A 20,741-nucleotide genomic window follows, 5' to 3' on the forward strand; every position below is an offset into this window, starting at 1 on the left:
CTCCCCATTCTCTGCATGGATTGGAGCTTTCGATGTCTGGTGGATTTCCGCTTGTTCGTCCCCGTCGCCTTAGAAAATCGCCGACGTTGCGCACGCTGTTTCAAGAAACGGAGTTGAGCGTCGACGATCTGGTCCTGCCGATCTTCGTGGAAGAGGGCGTACAGGATTTCGCCGACATCACGAGCATGCCCGGTGTGCGCCGGATCCCCGAATCGAAGCTCGCCGGCGAAGTCGAACGGTATGCGCGCGCGGGCATTCGCGCGATCATGACGTTCGGCATTTCGCATCACAAGGACGACGTCGGCAGCGACACGTGGCGAGAAGACGGCCTCGTGGCGCGGATGTCGCGTATCGCGAAGCAGGCCGTGCCCGAGATGGTCGTCATGTCGGACACGTGTTTCTGCGAATACACCGATCATGGTCATTGCGGCGTGCTGCACGGCGGCACGGTGCATAACGATCAAACGCTCGAGAATATCGGCAAGCAGGCGGTCGTCGCCGCGCAAGCCGGGGCCGACATGATCGCGCCGTCGGCCGCGATGGACGGCCAGGTTCTCGCGATTCGCCGCGCGCTCGACGCGGCGGGTTTCGAGGACACGGGCATCATGGCCTACTCGACGAAGTTCGCGTCGTCGCTCTATGGCCCGTTCCGCGAGGCAGGCGGCACGACGCTGCAAGGCGATCGGAAGACGTATCAGATGAACCCGATGAACCGTCGCGAAGCCGTGCGCGAGTCATTGCTCGACGAAGAAGAAGGCGCCGATGCGCTGATGGTCAAGCCCGCGGGCGCGTATCTCGACGTGATCCGCGATATTCGCGACGCGTCGCGCCTGCCGCTCGCGGCCTATCAGGTCAGCGGCGAGTACGCGATGATCAAGTTCGGGGCCGCGGCAGGCGCGGTCGACGAGCACAAGGTCGTGCGCGAAACGCTCGGCGCGATCAAGCGCGCCGGCGCCGATCTGATCCTGACGTACTTCGCGATGGATATCGCGACACAAGGTCTTTGATCGACACGGGGTGCTACCAGAGCACCCCATTTTCGGGCTGCACGGGTTCGAGCCCGTGCGTTTCGCCGAGTCCGTCGCGCAGATCGATTTCGATCGAGCGCGTCAGTGCGCTCATCGGCACATCGTTCGGCGTATTCGCGAACGGATGCTCCATATCTTTGCCGATCTGCAGTAGCGCCAGAAACATAAAGCCGACGCCCGTCGAGCCGATCGGGGTGTAGTACTGCAGGGCCTCGACGAGGCCGAGCGGCAACAGGATGCAGAACACCTGCGTGAACAGCACGGGGAACGTCGCGTACTGGACCGGAAACGGCGTATTGCGGATCCGCTCCATGCCGCCTTGCGCATTCGTCAATTCACGCAACGTCGTTTCGAATATCGCGAGCCGTACACCGTCGAGTCCGCCCTGCGTGCCGATCAGATCGGCCGTCTTGAGCAGGATCGCGTTCGGTACGTTGGCGACCCGACGAAGCCGCTCGATTTCTTCGGCGTCGAGCAGCGCGGCGAGCGTGTCCCAAGGCGGCTGCTTGCGCAAATGTAATCGAAGCGCATGCACATAGGCGATCTGCCGGATCGTCAGCGTCTGTTGCAACGATGCGCGCGTGCTCGCGAACAGCAGATCGGCCTCGCGCGCGAAGCTTCTCGAATGATTGACGGTCGCGCCCCACAGCGTGCGGGCTTCCCACCAGCGCGCATAGGCCGTCGCGTTGCGAAATCCGAGGTAGATGATGAGCGCCGAACCGAACAGCGAGAGCGGCAGCGCCGGAAACGTGAAGGTGCCGGGCGCGTTCAGATAAAACGCGGTGACCGCGACATCCCAGACGAACAGCCATGCGAGGGGCTTGCCCACGTAGAGCACGATCTGCGTGATGCGCGGGCGCCCCGGGACGATCATGAGCGCGCGCGCTGCTCGAGGCGTTCGCGGGCGCGTTCAAGCGTGTCGAAGCGCACGCCTTCGTCGTCGAGCACGCTGATGCGGCCGTGGCCGATGTCGTAGACCCAGCCCTGGATGGCGACACGGCGCTCGGCGAGCCGCGCGGCGACGGCCGGATGCGTGCGCAGATGCACGAGCTGGAGCCGCACGTTTTCTTCGACCATGGCCTGCACGAGGCCGTCTTCCTCGGTGTGACGCGCGAGCACGACGCCGCGCGCGGCTTCGGCATTGCGCAGCCAGGTCTGCACGGTCGGCATGCCGGCCGTGGCGGCCGAGCCCGACGCGAGCCCTTTCATCGCGCCGCAGTCCGTATGGCCGCAGATCACGATCTGCTTGACGTTGAGCGCAAGCACCGCGAATTCGACGACCGCCGACACGCCGCCGAGCATTTCGCCATACGCGGGCACGATATTGCCGATGTTGCGGCAGACGAACAGCTCGCCGGGCTGCGTCTGCGTGATCATCTCGGGGGACACGCGCGAGTCGGCGCATGTGACGAACAGCGTGTGCGGCGATTGTCCGTGCGCGAGGCTTTCGAAGAGGGCTTTATTCCCGGGGAAGACATCGCGGCTGAACGTATCGACGCCGTCGAGCAGTTCGAGCAGACCATGTTGGCACGCGGGATCGTGACAGGGTTCACCGGGGGGATGGGCGTCGGACATGACAGGGTCTCGGGTCACGGGTGGAGGGCTCGCGCGTGCGCTCGATGCGGTGCGATGCACGTCGACGCGCGCGTGGCGATGCGTCGAGAGTGTACGCCGCCGATATGACATGTGCCGAACTGAATCGGACGTTCGGGCTCGTGGCGTGCCGCGTGCACGTGCTCGGATCGATGAACGTCGCGTCGTGCGGTTTCAGCGGTCCGACCCAGTGTCCGATGTCCGATCCTAGCGCCTCGTATAGGCGACACGCCAGATCGTGCCGCTGCCGTCGTCCGTGACGAGCAAGGCGCCGTCATGCGCGACGGCGACGCCGACCGGGCGTCCCCAGACGGCGTGTTCGTCGACCACGAAGCCCGTCAGGAAATCGTCGTATTCGCCCGTCGGCACGCCATGATCGAGCCGCACGCGCACGATCTTGTAGCCCGTGCGCGTGCTTCGATTCCATGAGCCGTGCAATGCCGCGAACACGTCGCCTCGGTATTCGAGCGGAAAGACCGCGGGCCCTTGCGTTGCCGTATAGAAGCCCATTTCGAGCGGCGCCGAGTGCGATTGAAGCAGTACGTCGGGCACGCGGACCTTGTCGGCGAGATCGGGGCGTTCGTTCGCGTGCCGCGGATCTTCGTGAGCGCCCATGTAGTACCAGGGCCAGCCGTAGAACGCGCTTTCGCGTACGCGCGTGATGTAGTCGGGGACGAGATTGTCGCCGAGGCCGTCGCGTTCGTTCGTCGATGCCCAGAGCTCGCCCGTCGACGGGTCGACCGCGATGCCGACGCCGTTGCGTATCCCTGTCGCGAAAGTGCGCAATGGCATGCGGCCCTCGGGATCGGTGACCATGACGGCAGCGCGATGCGTTTCGGTATCCCAGGCCGCGCCGAGCCCGTGCTCGGATTCCCAGCGCGCGACGGCGGCGGGGCTTTTGCGGCTCATCGACTCGGCGACGTTCGAGCCCGAGCCGATCGAGACGAACAGGCGTTTGCCGTCGAGCGAGAACGCGATGTCGCGAGTCGAATGTCCGCCGCGGCTTTCGGTCAATTCGGGCACGACGATCGCGGGTTCGCCGGATGCGTGAACGTCGCCTGAGCGATAGGGCAAGCGGACGACGGAATTGATGTTCGCGATGTAGATCCAGGCGGGGCGATCGCCGGGCGGATAGAACGCGATGCCGAAGGGGCGATCGAGGCCTTCCGCGTAGATCGCGTTGACCGACGGTGTCGTGGCGCCGTCGGCGGCGCGCAGGATGCGGATGCGGTTTGCGGCGGTTTCGGCGACGAAGATATCGCCGTTCGGCGCGACGCGTACGATGCGCGGGTTCGTGAGACCCGATGCGAAGACGGACACCGTGAAGCCGGGCGGTACCGACAATGAAGCCGAGTCGGGACGTCGCACGACCTGAGGTCCATTGCCCGCGGAGGTCGTGGCATACGGCGCGGGTAAATCGGCCGTCGTCAGATGGTGCGCGACGCCGGGCGCGGCGTTCTGCCAATCGCTGGCGTCGAAGACGGGCGTCGGCGTCTGCGCGCGTGCGGGTGCGGCGGGCGCGCGTTGAGCATGATCGGGTGTCAGCGTCGCGAGATAGGCAATGACGTCATGCCGGTCCGTGGCGTCGCCGATCGACGCGGACATCCTGGTGCCGGGCACGAGCGCATTGGGCGCGCTCAGGAAGCGGTCGAGCGTCGCGGCGTCCCATGTGAGGCCGGAATGATGCAGCGCATCGGTGTATGCGAAATTGGGCAAACTTGCCGCGCGTCGCCCGAGCACGCCGGCGAGGCCCGGACCTTCGTCGGCGACGGGGAGACCGTTGGCGCCGATCGTGTCGGTGTGGCAGGCCGCGCAGTACTCGGAGAAATAGATCTTGCCGCGCGCGGTGGGTGTCGTCGGAGGCGATGACGCGGCGGCTTGTGCGGTGGCAGGCGGGGCGGAGGATGTGGCCGATTGAGCGTGGGTTTGTGCAGCAGACTGTGCGGCGGATTGCGCGGACGACGCAGGCTGCGGCGCGACGTTTTGCGCACTGGCGCTACGGAGACCCACCATGCAGAGCGCGGCACACGCCACGATGGCGAACCGTTCAGCGAAAGTCGATGTGACGAAGTTCATCGCGCGATCGAACGAGGCATGAAGTCGAGGCGGCGCGCTATCGGAGCGCGGGCGTGTTCAGCGGCCGTGTGATTCTAGCGCGCGGGCGGGGTTCTCGCGCAGGGCGGCGCAAGGCCGAATCGCCGGGGCGATGATCGGCGCGACGCACGCTTGGCGCGCGCCGGCGACCGGATAAGTTCGACTAAAACATGGCTGACGCCGTGCGCGAGACTTAGAGCTTGAACACGCGCACCGCCGCATGGAGTTTCTTCGCTTGGTCTTCAAGCGACTGCGCCGCCGCCGCGGCCTGCTCAACGAGCGCGGCGTTCTGCTGTGTGACTTCGTCCATCTGCGTGACGGCTTGTCCGACCTGATGAATCCCCTTGCTTTGCTCATCGGAAGCCGACGCGATTTCCCCCATGATCTGCGTCACCTTCTGAATGCTCGCCACGACGTCGTCCATCGTGCTGCCTGCCTGGTCGACGAGTTTCGCGCCGGTTTCGATCTTGTTGACCGAGCTTTCGATCAGCGTCTTGATCTCCTTCGCCGCCGACGCCGATCGTTGCGCGAGCGTGCGCACTTCGGTGGCCACCACCGCGAAACCGCGACCGTGTTCGCCGGCGCGCGCCGCTTCGACCGCGGCATTCAGCGCCAGGATATTGGTCTGAAAAGCGATTCCGTCGATCACGCCGATGATGTCGGCGATGCGCTCGGAACTCGCGTTGATGTCGCCCATCGTCGCGACGACTTCGCCCACGACGCCGCCGCCCTTGACCGCCACCGTGGCCGACGATTGCGCGAGGTCGTTCGCCTGCCGCGCGTTCTCCGCGTTCTGCCGCACCGTGCCGGTCAGCTCATCCATGCTTGCGGCCGTTTGTTCGAGCGAGGCCGCTTGTTCTTCGGTACGGCTCGATAAATCGACATTGCCGGTCGCGATCTGTCTCGCGGCCGTGCTGACCGATTCCACCGAGTCGCGTACGGCGACCATGACTTCCGCGATCCGCGCGATCAGGTGATTGAAGGCGTCGGCGGTCTGGCTGATTTCGTCCTTGCCTTGAATCGATGCGCGTTGCGTGAGGTCGAGCGACTCGCTCGCGTGCTGCAACGTCCCGCGTATGCCGCTGAGCGCGCGCACGATCGAACGGGACAGCATGAACATGCCGCCGACCACGATCGCCATCGCGCACACCAACACGGCAATCACCATCCTGACGGCTTCCGTGCTCTCGTGTTCGGCATATTCGGCCGCTTGTTCGCCGCGCGTCCCGGCCTCGGTAATGATGGCCTCGATCGACGCGCTCAAGGGCTGAAAGTCGGAGTGATACAAGACGACGATCTGATCGTTGGCGCTCTTCGGATCATGAGCGGCCAAGTCCATCAGTTGGTGCGACTTCTGGTCGTAGGCCGTCCACTGCGCGCGCAACGTGCGCAGTCGTTCCTGTTGGTCGGCCGAATTGAACAGCGGCGCGATGACGCCGCCCCATTTCTCGATGTTGCGTTCCGCGTCGGAAAAGATTTTCTTCGTATCATCAGACGTAGGGTCGAGCTCGACTGTCGAGAGCGCGCTGGCCTTGATTTCCGTCAGGCCGCGCACTTGCGTTTCTCGACGATGCGATGACGCTTGCGCAGCGTTGACGGCGCTGAATCCGAACGCCGTCACGATGATGCCGCCGCCGATGGCGATCAGCGTCACGAGCATCAAGACTTGGAGTTTTAATTTGATTGTCATAGTGGGCCTTGGCACAACGTTGAGGCATGCCGCTCAAGACATCTTCCCGATGCATGATCGAGATAACGGCATGGGCGATCGGCGCCTTGAGCTTGATTTGCTGTTCTCTCGGGACTTCGCACGTCACGGTGTCGGTCGTATGAACGAATCCATTAAAATGCCGGACATCATCGGCCTCATGACGAGGCAATCCGGAGAATTCGATGTTCACGTGTAGAAATCAGTCGTGCGGCGCAAAGTGGGATGTGTCCGAAGTCGATATTCACAACGAAGGGCAGGGCCTGCTGTTCCGATGCCCGATGTGCGGCGCGCGCAACTATGTCGAAGCCGTCACGCAAAAGGATGGCGCGCTCGTCTACAAGCAAGCTCGCGACTGAATCCCATGACCGCATTCGATACCTTGCCGCTGACGCCGGCCACGCTGGGGACCCTCGCGCAACTCGGCTACACGAGCATGACGCCGATCCAGGCCGCGACATTGCCGCTTGCGCTTGCGGGTCACGATCTGATCGCGCAGGCCCGCACGGGCAGTGGCAAAACGGCCGCGTTCGCGCTCGCGCTGCTCGCGCGTCTCGACACGAAGCGCTTCGCGGTCCAGTCGCTCGTGCTGTGCCCGACGCGAGAACTCGCCGACCAGGTCACGCAGGAAATCCGCCGGCTCGCGCGCGCCGAAGACAACGTCAAGGTGCTGTCCTTATGCGGCGGTACGCCGATGCGGCCGCAGATCAATAGTCTCGAACACGGCGCGCATATCGCCGTCGGCACGCCGGGGCGCATCCTCGATCACCTCGAACGCGGCACGCTCGATCTCGGCGCGCTCAATACGCTCGTGCTCGACGAAGCGGACCGCATGCTCGACATGGGCTTCTTCGACGATATCTCGACGGTTGTTCGCCAGTGTCCGAGCGATCGCTTGACGCTGCTGTTTTCGGCGACCTATCCCGACGGGATCGGCAAACTGAGCCGTCAGTTCATGCGCACGCCGCGTGAAATCATGCTGACCGAGGCGCATGCCGAGACGACGATTCGTCAGCGCTTCTACGAAGTCGCCGACACGGACCGTTTGCATACGGTCGGCTTACTGCTCAATCATTTCCGCCCCGTCAGCACGATTGCGTTCTGTAATACGAAGCAGCAGTGCCGCGATCTCGTCGATGTCCTGCGCGCGCAGGGATTCGAAGCGCTCGCGCTCCATGGCGATCTCGAACAGCGCGATCGCGATCAGGTGCTGATTCAGTTTGCGAACCGGAGTTGCTCGGTGCTCGTCGCGACCGATGTCGCGGCGCGCGGCCTCGATATCGCGCAACTCGAAGCGGTCATCAATGTCGACGTGACGCCGGACCCCGAAATTCACGTGCATCGCATCGGTCGCACGGGCCGCGCCGATCAGGAAGGCTCGGCATGGAGTCTCGCGAGCATGAATGAAATGGGGCGCGTCGCGTTGATCGAACAGGCGCAGGGACGCGACGTCGTCTGGTACCCGGTATCGGAACTCGTGCCGGCAAGCCGCGAGCCGCTACGGCCGCCGATGGTCACGCTGCAGTTGCTCGGCGGACGCAAGGACAAGATCCGTCCCGGCGACGTGCTCGGCGCGATGACCGGCGAAGCGGGCATCGAGGGCGCGAAGATCGGCAAGATCAACGTGACCGATATGGCGACCTATATCGCCGTCGAACGCGATATCGCGCGTGAAGCGGTCGATCGTCTGTCGGCGGGCAAGGTCAAGGGCAAGCGCGTCAAGGTCCGCCTGCTCGCGGACGTGCCGCGTCGCGAAGAGGGATCGTGAGCGAGTCCGTTGCGCAATGAAGGCGAGCCCGCGTATAGCGGGCTCGATGGCGGCGAGAGAGGGCGTCAGGCGACCTTTTTTTCTTTGCTTCGCGTGGCCTTGGGTTCCGCCGGGGCGGGGCCGCTTTTCTTGCGCGCGGCTTTGTCGGCGTCACGCTGTCGCTGATTCTTGATGTGCTCGCTCGCCGTGGCTTGCAGCAACATCTTTTTCTCGCCGTCGGCGAAGCGCTGTAGTGCCTGTCGCATCAGCGGCTGATACCCAAGTCCGTGGATCGATGCGATGTTCTTGAAGTCTTCGATCAGGCTTTTCGACAGCCGAATCGAGATCATCTGGAGTTCCAGGCCCTTATCCAAGTCGGCCAGATCGGCGCCGTCATCCACCCCTACGAATGCTTCCTCGCGACCCAGCAGACCCTGGTCCCACGCTGCGTCGCTTGCCGGGATTTTGCGGGTTTTGCTCATGTCGATACTCCTCGGTTAAATGGCTTGCATGCCGTATTTGTTGTAGATGCGGACCTCTTCGTCGTTGGGATCGTAGGCCGTTCGAATCGTCACGACCCGCCCCCTCGCGATGAAGGCGACCTTCAACTTTCGGCCGAAATTCGTTTCCGCGATGAACCATCGCGTGCAAGGATCCGATTGGTGATCCTCACGAGTATCAAACAGGAACCTGCCCACCCTGTTTGCGAAACATTCCAGGATCTCGTCCTGCTTCACCGGTGGCGTCTTCCCCGCGAGCCTCCGCTGGACGCTCGGGGAGAACTGCAGATTCGACTGGGTCGGTTGCGGCACGGTGCCCCCGCATCACATGTAGATGCGTGATTGTATATACGGGGCTTGTGTGGAATTTTCCGAATTCGACTCGGAGGAACGCGGCGCTGCATCGAACTATAGGGGAACGTGTGGAGATTTTCCACCATGACGCCCGTATTTTCGACGCTTCTGATGCATTTTTGTATATACGAGACGGCGGCCGAATTTGTCACAACGGGTCGGATCCCGTGAGGAGTTCGGGGTAAGCGCGCCGGGCGCGCGGCCCGTTCGCGAGCCCAGCCCGATTGTCGCGTCAGGCCGTCGTGATCGGCGAACGCTTTGCGTCGCCGGCTTGCGCTTCGTATTCGACGTTCACGGGCGTCTCGCGCAGCTTGTCGCGCGGCTCCGTCGCATCGATCGCGGGCCAGATCCGGTTGCGCCCGTACGCTTTCGCGCGATACAGCGCTTCGTCGGCGCGCCGCACGAGCGTGTCCTTGCTGTCGTAGTACGGCGAGATCGACGCGACGCCGATACTGACCGTCACGTGCTGTTCAGGCGAACCCGGCTCGTTGAGCCGTAACGCCCCGACCTGCACGCGAATGCGCTCGGCAAGCACGGCCGCGCCTTCGAATGACGTGTTCGGCAGAATCACGGCGAATTCCTCGCCGCCGTATCGCGCGGGCGTATCGGGCGGACGCTTGCATGCGCGCCCGATCGTCGCGGCCACGATCTTCAGGCATTCGTCACCCGCCTGATGCCCGTGAATATCGTTGTACTGCTTGAAGAAATCGACGTCGACCATCAGCAACGAAATCTCCGTCGCATTGTCGCGGCGCGCGCGGCGATATTCTCGATCGAGCGCCTCGTCGAAGAAGCGCCGGTTATAGAGTTCGGTCAGTCCGTCGCGATGCGCGAGATCGCTCAGGCGTGCGTTGGTTTCCTCAAGCGCCTGCTCGACTTTCTTGCGTTCGGTGATATCGCGCGTCGCGCCGATGAATTCGATCAGGTCTTCGCCGCTGTCGTTCACCTCGACTTGCACGGCCCGCAGAATCGTCTCGACCCAGACGATCTCGCCGTCGAGACGCTGGACCCGGTAATTGAACGTCTCGCGTCCGAGCGACTCGCGCACACGCTCGAATGCGCCGCGCACGAGCGACACGTCCTCGGGCACGACGAGCGACCACTTCGACATTCTGAGCAGCGCCTCCGGCTCATAACCGAAGATCTCGCGGACCGACGGCGACACGTAGGTCAGCCGCATCGACGCATTCATCCGCATGATGACGTCCGACGCATGTTCGGCAAGCGTGCGGAAACGCTGTTCGCTCGCGCGCAGTTTCTCGGCGAGACGATGGCGCTGCAATTGCAGCGATGAAAGCGGGTAGGTGAACGCGAGGGCCGCGCCGAAGAACATCTGCAATTGCTGGATGCGTTCGCCCATCGAATTCGTATGCAGCAGCATGAACGGCCCCGACCCGCGTACGGTGAACGCGATCGCGATGAGCATGCTTGCGCCGAGCCCGATGACCGCGCCCGAAAATCCCGACGTGAAGATCGCGACGCCGAGCGCCACATAGATCAGATAGAGCAGGGGCGCATGCGATTGCGCGAAGACGGCGGTTGTCGTCGCAAGCACGAATGCAAGCGAGAGCGCGATCCGAATCAGTCTTCTGACGTTCTTGATCCGGATGTCGTTCGCACCGCACAGGACCATCGTGACGGGCGCGCACATCGCCATGCCGAGCGCATCGGAAGGAAACCAGCGAATGAAGGTCGCGACGGGCGACGCATCCACGGCGAAATACAGCACCGTGCTCGCGATGAAGGCGGAAATCCCAGGCGCCACCACAATAGCCGCGACCGCGAACCGGGCGACCCATAGCGGTTCGCCGAAATGACGTCGCCCGACATTCGAAGAGCGGCACGCGAAGGCGGCGATGGCGATCTCGACTGTGTTCGACAACGCGAGCAAGCAGCCCGTCACGGCCGAATCGCTGACCAGCAGATTGGCCACGAGATTGCCGAGCCATGCCCACGCGATCGTCCGGACCCATGAGCGGTTCTGACTCGACAGCAGCAAGCCCAACACCACACCGTTCGCGGGCCACACCACGGCGACGCGCGCGTTGGCTTCCGTCATGCGGATGCCGATGTAGCAGAGCAGCCCGATGCCGAACGCGGTCAGCAGCGCGCGTGCGATCGATTCCCCGTGCTTGAGCAGGTCAGCGGTCGGGCTGTCGGTACGCATCGCTTTCATCTAGGTCTCTACTGTTCGCTTACCGCATTCTTGAACCCGCGCGCCGTCGCTCGACGATCGTGGGTCGGGGTCGTCGCGGTTCATGGGCTCCCTCATATGAAGACTTGGAGCCAGCATGACGGCATCATGAAGGGTCGCATGCCATCTCAAAACGTGGAATAGATGCCGAGACCGCGTTCTAATTCGTATTTTTTGCTGATTTGCGCATTCAAACGTATTGATCAGACAAGAACATGCGCTTAGAACGGGAATTGCTCTTAGGAATGCAGGACGCTTGTTAGGAGCGCGTCATCAACGTGCGAGATCGACATTGTCGTCTTGAGCTTGGCGCGACACACGCATCGCCTATCGCCGATAGCGCGTCTTAGGCGTTCGCTGAAGACTAGAATCAAGCTTCGAACACGGGGTCGCTGGATGGTTAAGGAATTCGTACGCAAGCAGATTGAAGGTCAGGTTCTGGGCATTTCGATGCCCGCGCGCGCGCCGCTCAAACTCGATTTTCTGAATCCGCCCGGCGATCGCGGACTCTTCGGCCCGGGGGCGGCTTGCTGGGACGTGCACGGCGATTTCAGCTCGATGCTGATCGGCGGCATGAGCGCCTTGCTGCTGCAGATGCTCGATCCGCTCGCGCTCGCGGGCGTGCTCGATCATTCGAATTTCCGCTCGGACATGCTGGGCCGTCTGCGGCGCACGGCGCAATTCATCGCGGGGACGACGTTCGGAAGCACGCATGACGCCGAACGCCTGATCGAACGCGTCAAAGCCATTCATCTCGACGTCAACGGCGTGACGGCCGAGGGACGCGCGTATTCGGCGACCGATCCCGAGTTGCTGACGTGGGTCCATGTCGCGGAGGTCCACAGCTTCCTGCAGTCGCATCTGCGTTACAAGAATCCGCATCTGTCGCTCGCGCGTCAGGACCAATACTTCGATGAATATGCATTGATCGCCGAGCGGCTCGGCGCGCGGGATGTGCCGCGTTCGCGCGCGGCCGTCGAGCGCTATCTCGACGCACGCCGCGCGGCGCTGCACTGCGATGCGCGCACGCGCGACGTGTTCGACATCGTCATGCGGGCGCCGTCGCCGGGCCGGTCGTCGCGCGCATTCACGTGGCTCGTCAAGCGCGCCGCTGTCGATCTCCTGCCGCCCTGGGCCCTCGAAATGTTCGGTCGTCAGCCGTGGCCCGCGCCCGCGCGCGTGGTGCTGCATGCGAGCGTGCGCGTGTCGGTCAAGCCGCTGCGCTGGGCCGTGCGCAACAGTGCGTCGGCGCTTGCGCATCGACGCGTCGCGGCGGGTTCGCTCAGATCACCATCTCCGTCGCATTGAGGATCGGCGGCACCGCGATGCGCGTACGCACGCTGCCCGCCGGCGCGGTGGTCGGCAGGCAATGCAGCGCCGATTCGTCTTGTCCCTGGAGCAGCGGGCAGCGCTCGAATTGCTCGGCGACCCATTCGACGAAGACGCGGACTTTCGACGACAAATGCCGGTTATGCGGATAGACCGCGGAAATCGGCATCGGCTGCGGCTTCCATTGCGGCAGGATTTCCTTGAGCTGGCCCGAGCGCAGATACGGCAGCGCCATGAAGCGCGCGGGCTGGATGATCCCGTAGCCGTCGAGCCCGCATGCGATATAGGCCTCGGCGTCGTTGACCGCGATCGTGCTCGACACCTTGATCTCGGTCGGCTGGTCATTGACCATGAAATCCATGTCGATCACGCGACCCGTGCGGCTCGAAAAATAATTGACCGCCATATGGTTCTGCAGATCTTCGAGCGTGCTCGGTTCGCCATGGCGTTCGAGATAGGCGGGACTCGCGCACGTGACGCCTTGAAACACGCCGATGCGACGTGCAACGAGGCTCGAATCCTGAAGTGTACCGACGCGTAGTACACAATCGACGCCTTCCTGGATGAGGTCGACCGGCTTGTCGCCCATGCCGATCACGAGATCGATGTCGGGATAGCGCGCGCGGAAATCATGCAGCGTCGGCAGCAGCATGAGCTTGCCGATGCTCGGCGGCATATCGATGCGCAACCGTCCGCGCGGCGTCTTGCTGCCCTCGTGGAATGCCGATTCGGTCTCTTCGATATCGGCGAGGATGCGCACGCATCGCTCGTAATACGCCGCGCCGTCGGGTGTGAGGTTCAAGCGGCGTGTCGTGCGCTGAAGGAGTCGCACGCCGAGAAACCCTTCGAGATTCTGGATGATCGTCGAAACCGACGCGCGCGGCATGTCGAGCGTATCGGCCGCGCGCGAAAAGCTGTTGCTCTCGACGACGCGCGTGAAAACCTGCATTGCTTGCAGACGGTCCATGTCTTGTGCCCCTAGAAACCGGAAACGAGCGGCGGATAGGCCGCCTCGCCACACACCCTTCAAACCTCGCGATTGTTCAGGGCGAGTGAATTGTGTTGCCGGATTATAGGCATTTATTAATGTTTCGGCCGACGGCAGAATTCGACGCATTGCAACATCGAACTCGTGTCAACACGGGTTTTCCATCGGAATTCGCCGCCATGGCCGCTCAGCTCAAGGTCGAAGAGGTTCGCATCGCCGGTTACGCACAGCCGATCACGCTGCGCATTTACCGGCCCGTACCGCATGCAAAAGCCCTTCCGGTGGTGTTGTATTTCCACGGAGGAGGCTTCGTGCGCGGCGCGCTCGCGGATGCCGAACTCACGGCGTCGGAGCTCGCGCTCAGAACGCCGGCGGTATTGATCTCGGTCGGTTATTCGCTCGCGCCCGAATTTCCGTTTCCGGCCGCGCCCGAGGATGCCTATCGCGCGGCGCGCTGGGCCTTCGTCAATGCGCGCAAATGGGGCGGCACGCCTCAACGCATCGGTGTCGCGGGGCACGACGCGGGCGCGAATATCGCGGCAAGCCTGGCGCTGATCGTGCGCGATCGCGGCGACGTGCCGATTCACGCGCAGGCGTTGCTCGCGCCGTTGCTCGATCCGAGCATGACGCGGATCGCCGACGAGCGAAAGCTGCGTCAGGCCGATACGGACGTCTCCGAGTGCGCGCGCTGCTATCGCGCGTATTTGCCCGATCCCGCGCACCGTTTGCATCCGTATGCGGCGCCGCTTGAATCGACGCGTCTCGCGGGGCTGCCGGCCGCGTTCATCGCGAGCGCCGAGCACGATTTGCTGCATGTCGAAGCCGAGCGTTACGCGAGTCATCTGATCGCGGCCGGCGTGCCGACGCAGGTCCGCAGGCACAAGAGCGCGCAGCACGACGCGTTGCCGACGCTGCCTGAAGTGCTCGACGAACTTAGCGGTTTTTTCCGGCAACGCCTTGGGGGCGCGACCGTGTCGGCGCCCTTGGCCGAGGCCAGTCTCTGAATACCAACAATCCAATACAACACTCGCTCCGGAGCTTCGTGATGAAACCCAAAGCCAAGCACTTCGTGATTACCGCGGTCGCGACGCTCGCCGTCGCCGTCGCGGGCACGATCACGGCATTCCACGTCGACCGCGCGTCGACGGCGCATGCGGCGCAGATGCCGCCTGCCGCCGAAGTCGATGTCGCGCCGGTCGTGGCCAAGACGATCACCGACTGGCAGAGCTATTCGGGCCGGCTCGAGGCGATCGGCAAGGTCGAGATCCGGCCGCTCGTATCGGGCACGATCGTCGCGGTCTATTTCAAGGACGGTTCGCTCGTGAAGAAGGGCGATCCGCTGTTCACGATCGATCCGCGGCCGTATCAGGCGGAAGTCGATCGCGCCGCGGCGCAGCTCGCGGCCGCGCAGGCTCAGCAGAACTACGCGTCGACGGATTTCGCGCGTGCGCAGCGCCTGATCGGCGACAACGCGATCGCGAAGCGCGACTTCGATCAGAAGGACAACGCGTCGCGCGAGGCCGAAGCAAACCTCAAGGCCGCGAAGGCGGCGCTCGAACAGGCCCAGTTGAACCTCGGCTATACGAAGGTCGTCGCGCCCGTCGCGGGACGCGTTTCGCGCGCCGAACTCACGGTCGGCAACATCGTCAGCGCGGGCGCGAGTTCGGCGGTCATGACGACGCTCGTGTCCGTCTCGCCGATCTACGCATCGTTCAATGTCGACGAGCAGACGTATCTCCAGTATCTGAGCCACGACGCGAAGGATGGCGCGGTGCCCGTGCATCTGGGCCTCGCGAACGAGGACGGTTATTCGCGCACGGGCGTCGTCGATTCGGTCGACAACCAGCTCGATACGACTTCGGGAACGATTCGCGTGCGCGCGCGTTTCGACAACAAGGACGGCGCGCTCGTGCCGGGTTTGTTCGCCCGCATCCAGGTCGGCGGCGGCGCGCCGCATCCGGCGGTGTTGATCGACGATCGCGCGATCGGCACCGATCAGGACAAGAAGTTCGTCATGGTCGTCGACGAGCAAGACAAGGCGCAATACCGCGAGGTGCAGCTCGGACCGCTACACGACGGGTTGCGCGTGGTCGCGTCGGGGCTCAAGCCCGGCGACCGGATCGTCGTCAACGGTCTGCAACGCGTGCGCCCGGGCGATGCGGTGCGGCCGAATATGGTCCAGATGGCGTCGGGGCCGCAAAACGTCGCGTCGGGTTCCTAAGACCCGGCGTACCCCGATCGCCCTCGGGCGATGCGATTTCCATGCATGACTTTTCATGCGCCGTCGAACGGCGCAGGGGGACGTTTTGCCTGCGGATTCGCGAGCGAAGGCCATCCGGCTTCGCAAGCGTCTTCAAGCAGGGTCCGCCGAATCGCATGCATGACGATCGCATCGCACGGATCAAGAAAACGCAGGACAAGCTCATACAGGCGGGAATGTCGTGAACATATCCAAATTCTTTATCGACCGGCCGATCTTTGCCGGCGTGCTGTCGGTGCTGCTCGTGCTGGCCGGCGTGATCGCGCTGTTCCAGTTGCCGATCTCGGAGTATCCGGAAGTCGTGCCGCCGTCGGTGCTCGTGCACGCGCAGTATCCGGGCGCGAATCCGAAGGTCATCGCCGAAACCGTCGCGTCGCCGCTCGAAGAGCAGATCAACGGCGTCGAAAACATGCTCTACATGCAGTCGCAAGCGAATAGCGACGGCAATATGACGACGACCGTGACGTTCAAGCTCGGCACGAATCCGGACCTTGCGCAGCAGCTCGTGCAAAACCGCGTGTCTCAAGCGTTGCCGCGTTTGCCCGATGACGTCCAGCGTCTTGGCGTCACGACGATCAAGGCGTCGCCGACGCTCACGATGGTCGTGCACTTGATCTCGCCGAACAATCGCTACGACATGACGTACCTGCGCAATTACGCGCTGATCAACGTCAAGGACCGGCTCGAACGCATTCAAGGCGTCGGTCAGGTTCAGCTTTGGGGTTCGGGCGACTATTCGATGCGCGTCTGGCTCGATCCGCAGAAAGTCGCGGAGCGCGGTCTCACGGCGACCGACGTCGTCAATGCGATCCGCGAGCAGAACGTGCAGGTCGCGGCCGGCGTGATCGGCGAATCGCCGATGCCGTCGAACGTGCCGCTGCAACTGTCGGTCAATACGCAGGGCCGCCTGCAAACGACCGAGGAGTTCGGCGACATCGTGCTCAAGGCCGATTCGAACGGCTCGGTCACGCATCTGCGCGATGTCGCGCGTGTCGAGCTCGCCGCGTCGGAATACGGTCTGCGCTCGCTGCTCAATAATCAGCCGGCCGTCGCGATGGCGATCAACCAGTCGCCGGGCGCGAATTCGCTGGCGATCTCGGACGCCGTGCGCAAGACGATGGCCGAACTGCAGCAGGACATGCCGCCGGGCGTCGAATACCGGATCGTGTACGACCCGACGCAGTTCGTGCGTTCGAGCATCCATGCGGTCATCCATACGCTGCTCGAAGCGATCGCGCTCGTCGTTATCGTCGTGATCGTGTTCCTGCAGACATGGCGCGCCTCGATCATTCCGCTGCTCGCGGTGCCGGTGTCGATCGTCGGTACATTTTCGCTGTTGCTCGCATTCGGCTTCTCGATCAACGCATTGTCATTGTTCGGCATGGTGCTCGCGATCGGGATCGTGGTCGACGATGCGATCGTGGTCGTGGAGAACGTAGAGCGCAACATCGCGTCAGGACTCAGCGCGCGCGAGGCGACATACCAGGCGATGCGCGAAGTCAGCGGACCGATCATCGCGATCGCGCTGACGCTCGTCGCGGTGTTCGTCCCGCTTGCGTTCATGTCGGGTCTTACGGGCCAGTTCTACAAGCAGTTCGCGATGACGATCGCGATCTCGACGGTCATCTCCGCGTTCAACTCGTTGACGCTGTCGCCCGCCTTGTCCGCGTTGCTGCTCAAGGGCCATCACGACAAGAAGGACTGGCTTACGCGCGCCATGGACGCCGTGTTCGGCAAGTTCTTCCACGCGTTCAATCACGTGTTCCATCGTGGTTCGGAGAAGTACGGCCACGGCGTGGCCGGCGTCATCAATCGCAAGGCGCTTGCGATGGGGCTTTACGTCGTGCTGCTGGGCGCGGCGGCGCTCATGAGCCAGGTCGTGCCGGGCGGTTTCGTGCCCGCGCAGGACAAGGAATATCTCGTGAGCTTCGCGCAGTTGCCGAACGGGGCGTCGCTCGATCGTACCGAAGACGTGATCCGGCAAATGAGCGATATCGCGCTCAAGCAGCCCGGCGTCGAAAATGCCGTCGAATTCCCGGGTCTCTCGGTCAACGGCTTCACGAATTCGTCGAGCGCGGGGATCGTCTTCGTCGCGCTCAAGCCGTTCGACGAACGCAAGGGCAAGAAGGACGAATCGGCGAACGCGATCGCGGCCGCATTGAATCAGAAATACGGCGCGACGATGAAAAATGCGTTTATCGCCGTGTTTCCGCCGCCGCCGGTGCTCGGCCTCGGTACGCTCGGCGGCTTCAAGATGCAGCTCGAGGATCGCGGCGCGCTCGGTTATCGCGCGCTCGATGCGGCGACGCAGGCCTTCGTCAAGAAAGCCGCGCAAACGCCCGAGCTGAGCCCGACGTTCTCGAGCTATCAGATCAACGTGCCGCAGCTCAACGTCGATCTCGATCGCGTGAAGGCCAAGCAGCTCGGCGTGCCCGTCACGGACGTGTTCGACACGATGCAGATCTATCTGGGGTCGCTCTACGTGAACGACTTCAACGAGTTCGGCCGCGTCTATCAGGTCCGCGTGCAGGCCGACGCGCCTTATCGCGCGCATGCCGAAGACATCGGCCTGCTCAAGACGCGCAATAGCGCGGGCGAAATGGTGCCGCTGTCGTCGCTCGTGAAAGTCTCGCCGACGTTCGGACCCGAGATGGTCGTGCGCTACAACGGCTATACGGCGGCCGACATCAACGGCGGACCGGCCCCGGGCTTCTCGTCGGGTCAGGCGCAGGAAGCCGCCGAGAAGATCGCGGCCGAAGTGCTGCCGCGCGGCATCAAGTTCGAGTGGACGGATCTGACGTATCAGCAAGTGCTCGCGGGCAACTCGGGTCTCTGGGTGTTTCCGATCAGCGTGCTGCTCGTGTTCCTCGTGCTCGCCGCGCTCTACGAGAGTCTGACGCTGCCGCTCGCCGTGATCCTGATCGTGCCGATGAGCCTGCTTTGCGCGTTGACGGGCGTCTGGCTCACGGGCGGCGACAACAACATCTTTACGCAGATCGGCTTGATGGTGCTGGTTGGCTTGTCCGCGAAGAACGCGATCCTGATCGTCGAGTTCGCGCGCGAACTCGAAATGCAGGGCAGAACGATCGTCGAGGCCGCGGTCGAGGCAAGTCGTCTGCGTCTGCGTCCGATCCTCATGACGTCGATCGCTTTCATCATGGGCGTCGTGCCGCTCGTCGTGTCGTCGGGCGCGGGTTCCGAGATGCGTCATGCGATGGGCGTCGCGGTGTTCTTCGGCATGATCGGCGTCACGCTGTTCGGTCTCGGACTCACGCCGGTGTTCTACGTCGTGCTGCGCAAGCTCGCGGGCGGTGAGCAACTCGTCGACAAGCATGGACACAACCCGCATATGCGCGGCGTCGATGCGTCGCTCGACGGTGCGGCTTGATCTACGCAAGGAAATGAACATGCGCTACTTACAATTGAAACGATGGATCGGCGCACCGGCGCTGCTGGCCGCATTGCTTGCCGTCGCGGGTTGCTCGCTGACGCCCGTCTATCAGACACCCGATCTCGGTTTGCCGACGGCTTATAAGGAAGCGCCGCTCGCACCGCAAGATGCGGGCACGTGGAAGACGGCGACGCCGTCGGAAGCGTTGTCGCGCGGCGAATGGTGGACGGTGTTCGGCGATCCGGCGCTCGACGATCTCGAGAATCAGGCCGTCGCGGCGAATCAGAACGTCAAGGCCGCGGCGGCCCGGCTCAAGGAATCGCGCGGGCTTCAGGAGGCCGCGCGCGCGGGTTTCTTCCCGAAGCTCGACGCGGGTTTCGGACCGACGCGCGAACAAGTCTCGCCGGCTTCGCTGCTCGAACCGGACGGAACGAATGTGCCGCAGCAGACGCTCTGGCGCGCGCAGGCCACGGTCTCGTATGAAGTCGATCTGTTCGGCCGCGTATCGGCCACGGCCGCCGCATCGAAGGACGAGGCCGACCAAAGCGCCGCCCTGTATCGCTCGGTGCTGCTCGCGGTGCAGGCCGACGTCGCCGAGAACTACTACAAGCTGCGCGAGCTCGATTCGGAAGCCGCGATTTACACGCAGACCGTCGCATTGCGCGACCAGGCCTTGCAACTCGTGCAGCGACGCTTCGACGACGGGGACATCAGCGAACTCGACCTCGCGCAGGCGAAGTCGGAACTCGCGAGCGCGAAGGCCGATCAGGTGGGTGTCGCGCGCTTGCGCGCGGCGTCCGAACACAGTCTGGCCGTCTTGCTCGGCAAGACGCCCGCCGAATTCACGATGGCGCCGTCGCCGCTCAAGACCGTCGACGTGACAGTGCCGGCCGGTCTGCCGTCGTCGTTGCTCGAACGGCGTCCCGATATCGCGGCGGCCGAGCGTGCGATGGCCGCGGCCAATGAACGCATCGGCATTGCGCGCGCGGCATATTTTCCGTCGTTGAATCTGACGGGGGCGGGCGGTTTCGAATCGGCGACGCTCGCGGATCTGTTCAAGTGGTCGAGCCGCGTGTTCCTCTTGGGCCCGTTCGCGGGGACCGCGCTGACCGTGCCGATCTTCGACGGCGGCGCGCGCAGCGGCAATCTCGCGAACGCGCGCGCGAAATACGACGAACAGGTCGCGAATTATCGGCAGCAGGTGCTCGTCGCGTTCGAGGAGGTCGAAGACAATCTGTCGAATTTGCGCTTGCTCGACGATCAGATCAAGCAGCAGGATCTTGCGGTCGTCGCGTCCGAGCGAGCCGAACATCTGTCGCAGACGCAGTACACGGAAGGATCGGTCGCGTATCTCGACGTCATCGATTCGCAGCGCACGGTGCTCGATGCGCAGCGCGCGTCGGCGCAGTTGGCGGGCGCGCAGATGGTGTCGCGGGTCGACCTGATTCGCGCGCTCGGCGGCGGCTGGGATGGGTCGCCCGCGCCCAAGCAGGATCCGGCCGCGGCGGTGCCGCCTGTCGCTTCACGCTGAGCGATCGATGTCGAGCGGCATCGC

General features: G+C 63.7%; 16 protein-coding genes. 8 read left to right on the plus strand and 8 right to left on the minus strand.

Features of this window, described 5'->3' with window-relative positions; translation table 11 throughout:
* The first annotated feature begins 32 nt into the window (after positions 1-32).
* Positions 33-1,007 (plus strand): porphobilinogen synthase, encoded by a 975-nt coding sequence (hemB, locus tag D7S86_RS11535; RefSeq protein ID WP_121086531.1) that lies wholly within the window; start codon positions 33-35, stop codon positions 1,005-1,007.
* Between the two features lie 13 nt (positions 1,008-1,020).
* On the opposite strand, the gene D7S86_RS11540 is transcribed toward hemB, so the two are convergent.
* The 4 genes from D7S86_RS11540 to D7S86_RS30420 form a co-directional block, all read right to left on the minus strand.
* Positions 1,021-1,902, minus strand: coding sequence for a bestrophin family protein (locus tag D7S86_RS11540; RefSeq protein ID WP_121086533.1), 882 nt, complete (start codon positions 1,900-1,902; stop codon positions 1,021-1,023).
* Complete coding sequence (locus tag D7S86_RS11545; protein ID WP_121086535.1) at positions 1,899-2,603, minus strand: carbonic anhydrase; 705 nt, start codon at positions 2,601-2,603, stop codon at positions 1,899-1,901. The genes D7S86_RS11540 and D7S86_RS11545 overlap by 4 nt, the downstream gene beginning before the upstream one ends.
* Positions 2,604-2,828: 225 nt before the next feature.
* Positions 2,829-4,697, minus strand: a complete 1,869-nt coding sequence (locus D7S86_RS11550) for a PQQ-dependent sugar dehydrogenase (RefSeq protein ID WP_205962792.1) — start codon at positions 4,695-4,697, stop codon at positions 2,829-2,831.
* Positions 4,698-4,908: 211 nt separating this feature from the next.
* Positions 4,909-6,405, minus strand: coding sequence for a methyl-accepting chemotaxis protein (locus tag D7S86_RS30420; RefSeq protein WP_121086537.1), 1,497 nt, complete (start codon positions 6,403-6,405; stop codon positions 4,909-4,911).
* A gap of 203 nt (positions 6,406-6,608) precedes the next feature.
* Here D7S86_RS30420 and D7S86_RS29800 point away from each other — a divergent pair, with 203 nt between their 5' ends.
* Together D7S86_RS29800 and dbpA are read left to right on the plus strand one after the other, a co-directional pair.
* Positions 6,609-6,782, plus strand: coding sequence for a hypothetical protein (locus D7S86_RS29800; protein ID WP_166444119.1), 174 nt, complete (start codon positions 6,609-6,611; stop codon positions 6,780-6,782).
* Between the two features lie 5 nt (positions 6,783-6,787).
* A complete protein-coding gene (gene dbpA / locus D7S86_RS11565; RefSeq protein ID WP_121086541.1) occupies positions 6,788-8,191 on the plus strand; it encodes an ATP-dependent RNA helicase DbpA in 1,404 nt (467 codons plus the stop codon).
* 65 nt (positions 8,192-8,256) lie between these two features.
* On the opposite strand, the gene D7S86_RS11570 is transcribed toward dbpA, so the two are convergent.
* The 3 genes from D7S86_RS11570 to D7S86_RS11580 form a co-directional block, all read right to left on the minus strand.
* Entirely contained in the window at positions 8,257-8,652 is a 396-nt protein-coding gene (locus D7S86_RS11570) for a hypothetical protein (protein ID WP_205962793.1), read from the minus strand.
* A gap of 15 nt (positions 8,653-8,667) precedes the next feature.
* Positions 8,668-8,907, minus strand: coding sequence for an ADP-ribosyl-(dinitrogen reductase) hydrolase (locus tag D7S86_RS11575; RefSeq protein WP_121086918.1), 240 nt, complete (start codon positions 8,905-8,907; stop codon positions 8,668-8,670).
* A 349-nt stretch (positions 8,908-9,256) separates the two neighbouring features.
* Entirely contained in the window at positions 9,257-11,200 is a 1,944-nt protein-coding gene (locus D7S86_RS11580; RefSeq protein WP_121086543.1) for a sensor domain-containing diguanylate cyclase, read from the minus strand.
* A 414-nt stretch (positions 11,201-11,614) separates the two neighbouring features.
* Here D7S86_RS11580 and D7S86_RS11585 point away from each other — a divergent pair, with 414 nt between their 5' ends.
* Positions 11,615-12,526, plus strand: a complete 912-nt coding sequence (locus tag D7S86_RS11585) for an oxygenase MpaB family protein (RefSeq protein WP_121086545.1) — start codon at positions 11,615-11,617, stop codon at positions 12,524-12,526.
* Here D7S86_RS11585 and D7S86_RS11590 read toward each other — a convergent pair.
* Positions 12,501-13,514, minus strand: coding sequence for a LysR family transcriptional regulator (locus tag D7S86_RS11590; RefSeq protein WP_121086547.1), 1,014 nt, complete (start codon positions 13,512-13,514; stop codon positions 12,501-12,503). The two genes, D7S86_RS11585 and D7S86_RS11590, sit on opposite strands and share 26 nt — an antisense overlap.
* Before the next feature lie 119 nt (positions 13,515-13,633).
* On the opposite strand from D7S86_RS11590, the gene D7S86_RS11595 reads away from it, so the two are divergent.
* The 4 genes from D7S86_RS11595 (at position 13,634) to D7S86_RS11615 (ending at position 20,717) form a co-directional block, all read left to right on the plus strand.
* Complete coding sequence (locus tag D7S86_RS11595; RefSeq protein WP_121086549.1) at positions 13,634-14,539, plus strand: alpha/beta hydrolase; 906 nt, start codon at positions 13,634-13,636, stop codon at positions 14,537-14,539.
* 41 nt (positions 14,540-14,580) lie between these two features.
* Positions 14,581-15,756, plus strand: coding sequence for an efflux RND transporter periplasmic adaptor subunit (locus tag D7S86_RS11600; protein ID WP_121086550.1), 1,176 nt, complete (start codon positions 14,581-14,583; stop codon positions 15,754-15,756).
* A 220-nt stretch (positions 15,757-15,976) separates the two neighbouring features.
* The gene (locus tag D7S86_RS11610; protein WP_121086553.1) at positions 15,977-19,183 is read left to right on the plus strand and encodes an efflux RND transporter permease subunit; all 3,207 of its coding nucleotides are present in this window, start codon (positions 15,977-15,979) and stop codon (positions 19,181-19,183) included.
* Positions 19,184-19,202: 19 nt separating this feature from the next.
* On the plus strand, positions 19,203-20,717 hold the full coding sequence (locus D7S86_RS11615; RefSeq protein ID WP_420813231.1) for an efflux transporter outer membrane subunit: 1,515 nt from the start codon (positions 19,203-19,205) through the stop codon (positions 20,715-20,717).
* Positions 20,718-20,741 lie beyond the last annotated feature (24 nt).

Origin of the sequence: Pararobbsia silviterrae (genome assembly GCF_003628125.1) — a bacterium.
Taxonomy (GTDB): domain Bacteria; phylum Pseudomonadota; class Gammaproteobacteria; order Burkholderiales; family Burkholderiaceae; genus Pararobbsia; species Pararobbsia silviterrae.

What these genes read in the sequence shown, in the direction of transcription:
- D7S86_RS11615 (WP_420813231.1), top strand. Translation starts at nt 19,203, where the DNA reads ATGCGCTACTTACAATTGAAACGATGGATCGGCGCACCGGCGCTGCTG.
- D7S86_RS11570 (WP_205962793.1), bottom strand. Translation starts at nt 8,652, where the DNA reads ATGAGCAAAACCCGCAAAATCCCGGCAAGCGACGCAGCGTGGGACCAG.
- D7S86_RS11545 (WP_121086535.1), bottom strand. Translation starts at nt 2,603, where the DNA reads ATGTCCGACGCCCATCCCCCCGGTGAACCCTGTCACGATCCCGCGTGC.
- D7S86_RS11590 (WP_121086547.1), bottom strand. Translation starts at nt 13,514, where the DNA reads ATGGACCGTCTGCAAGCAATGCAGGTTTTCACGCGCGTCGTCGAGAGC.
- D7S86_RS11540 (WP_121086533.1), bottom strand. Translation starts at nt 1,902, where the DNA reads ATGATCGTCCCGGGGCGCCCGCGCATCACGCAGATCGTGCTCTACGTG.
- D7S86_RS11550 (WP_205962792.1), bottom strand. Translation starts at nt 4,697, where the DNA reads ATGAACTTCGTCACATCGACTTTCGCTGAACGGTTCGCCATCGTGGCG.
- D7S86_RS11585 (WP_121086545.1), top strand. Translation starts at nt 11,615, where the DNA reads ATGGTTAAGGAATTCGTACGCAAGCAGATTGAAGGTCAGGTTCTGGGC.
- hemB (WP_121086531.1), top strand. Translation starts at nt 33, where the DNA reads ATGTCTGGTGGATTTCCGCTTGTTCGTCCCCGTCGCCTTAGAAAATCG.
- D7S86_RS29800 (WP_166444119.1), top strand. Translation starts at nt 6,609, where the DNA reads ATGTTCACGTGTAGAAATCAGTCGTGCGGCGCAAAGTGGGATGTGTCC.
- D7S86_RS11600 (WP_121086550.1), top strand. Translation starts at nt 14,581, where the DNA reads ATGAAACCCAAAGCCAAGCACTTCGTGATTACCGCGGTCGCGACGCTC.
- D7S86_RS30420 (WP_121086537.1), bottom strand. Translation starts at nt 6,405, where the DNA reads ATGACAATCAAATTAAAACTCCAAGTCTTGATGCTCGTGACGCTGATC.
- D7S86_RS11595 (WP_121086549.1), top strand. Translation starts at nt 13,634, where the DNA reads ATGTTTCGGCCGACGGCAGAATTCGACGCATTGCAACATCGAACTCGT.
- D7S86_RS11580 (WP_121086543.1), bottom strand. Translation starts at nt 11,200, where the DNA reads ATGAAAGCGATGCGTACCGACAGCCCGACCGCTGACCTGCTCAAGCAC.
- dbpA (WP_121086541.1), top strand. Translation starts at nt 6,788, where the DNA reads ATGACCGCATTCGATACCTTGCCGCTGACGCCGGCCACGCTGGGGACC.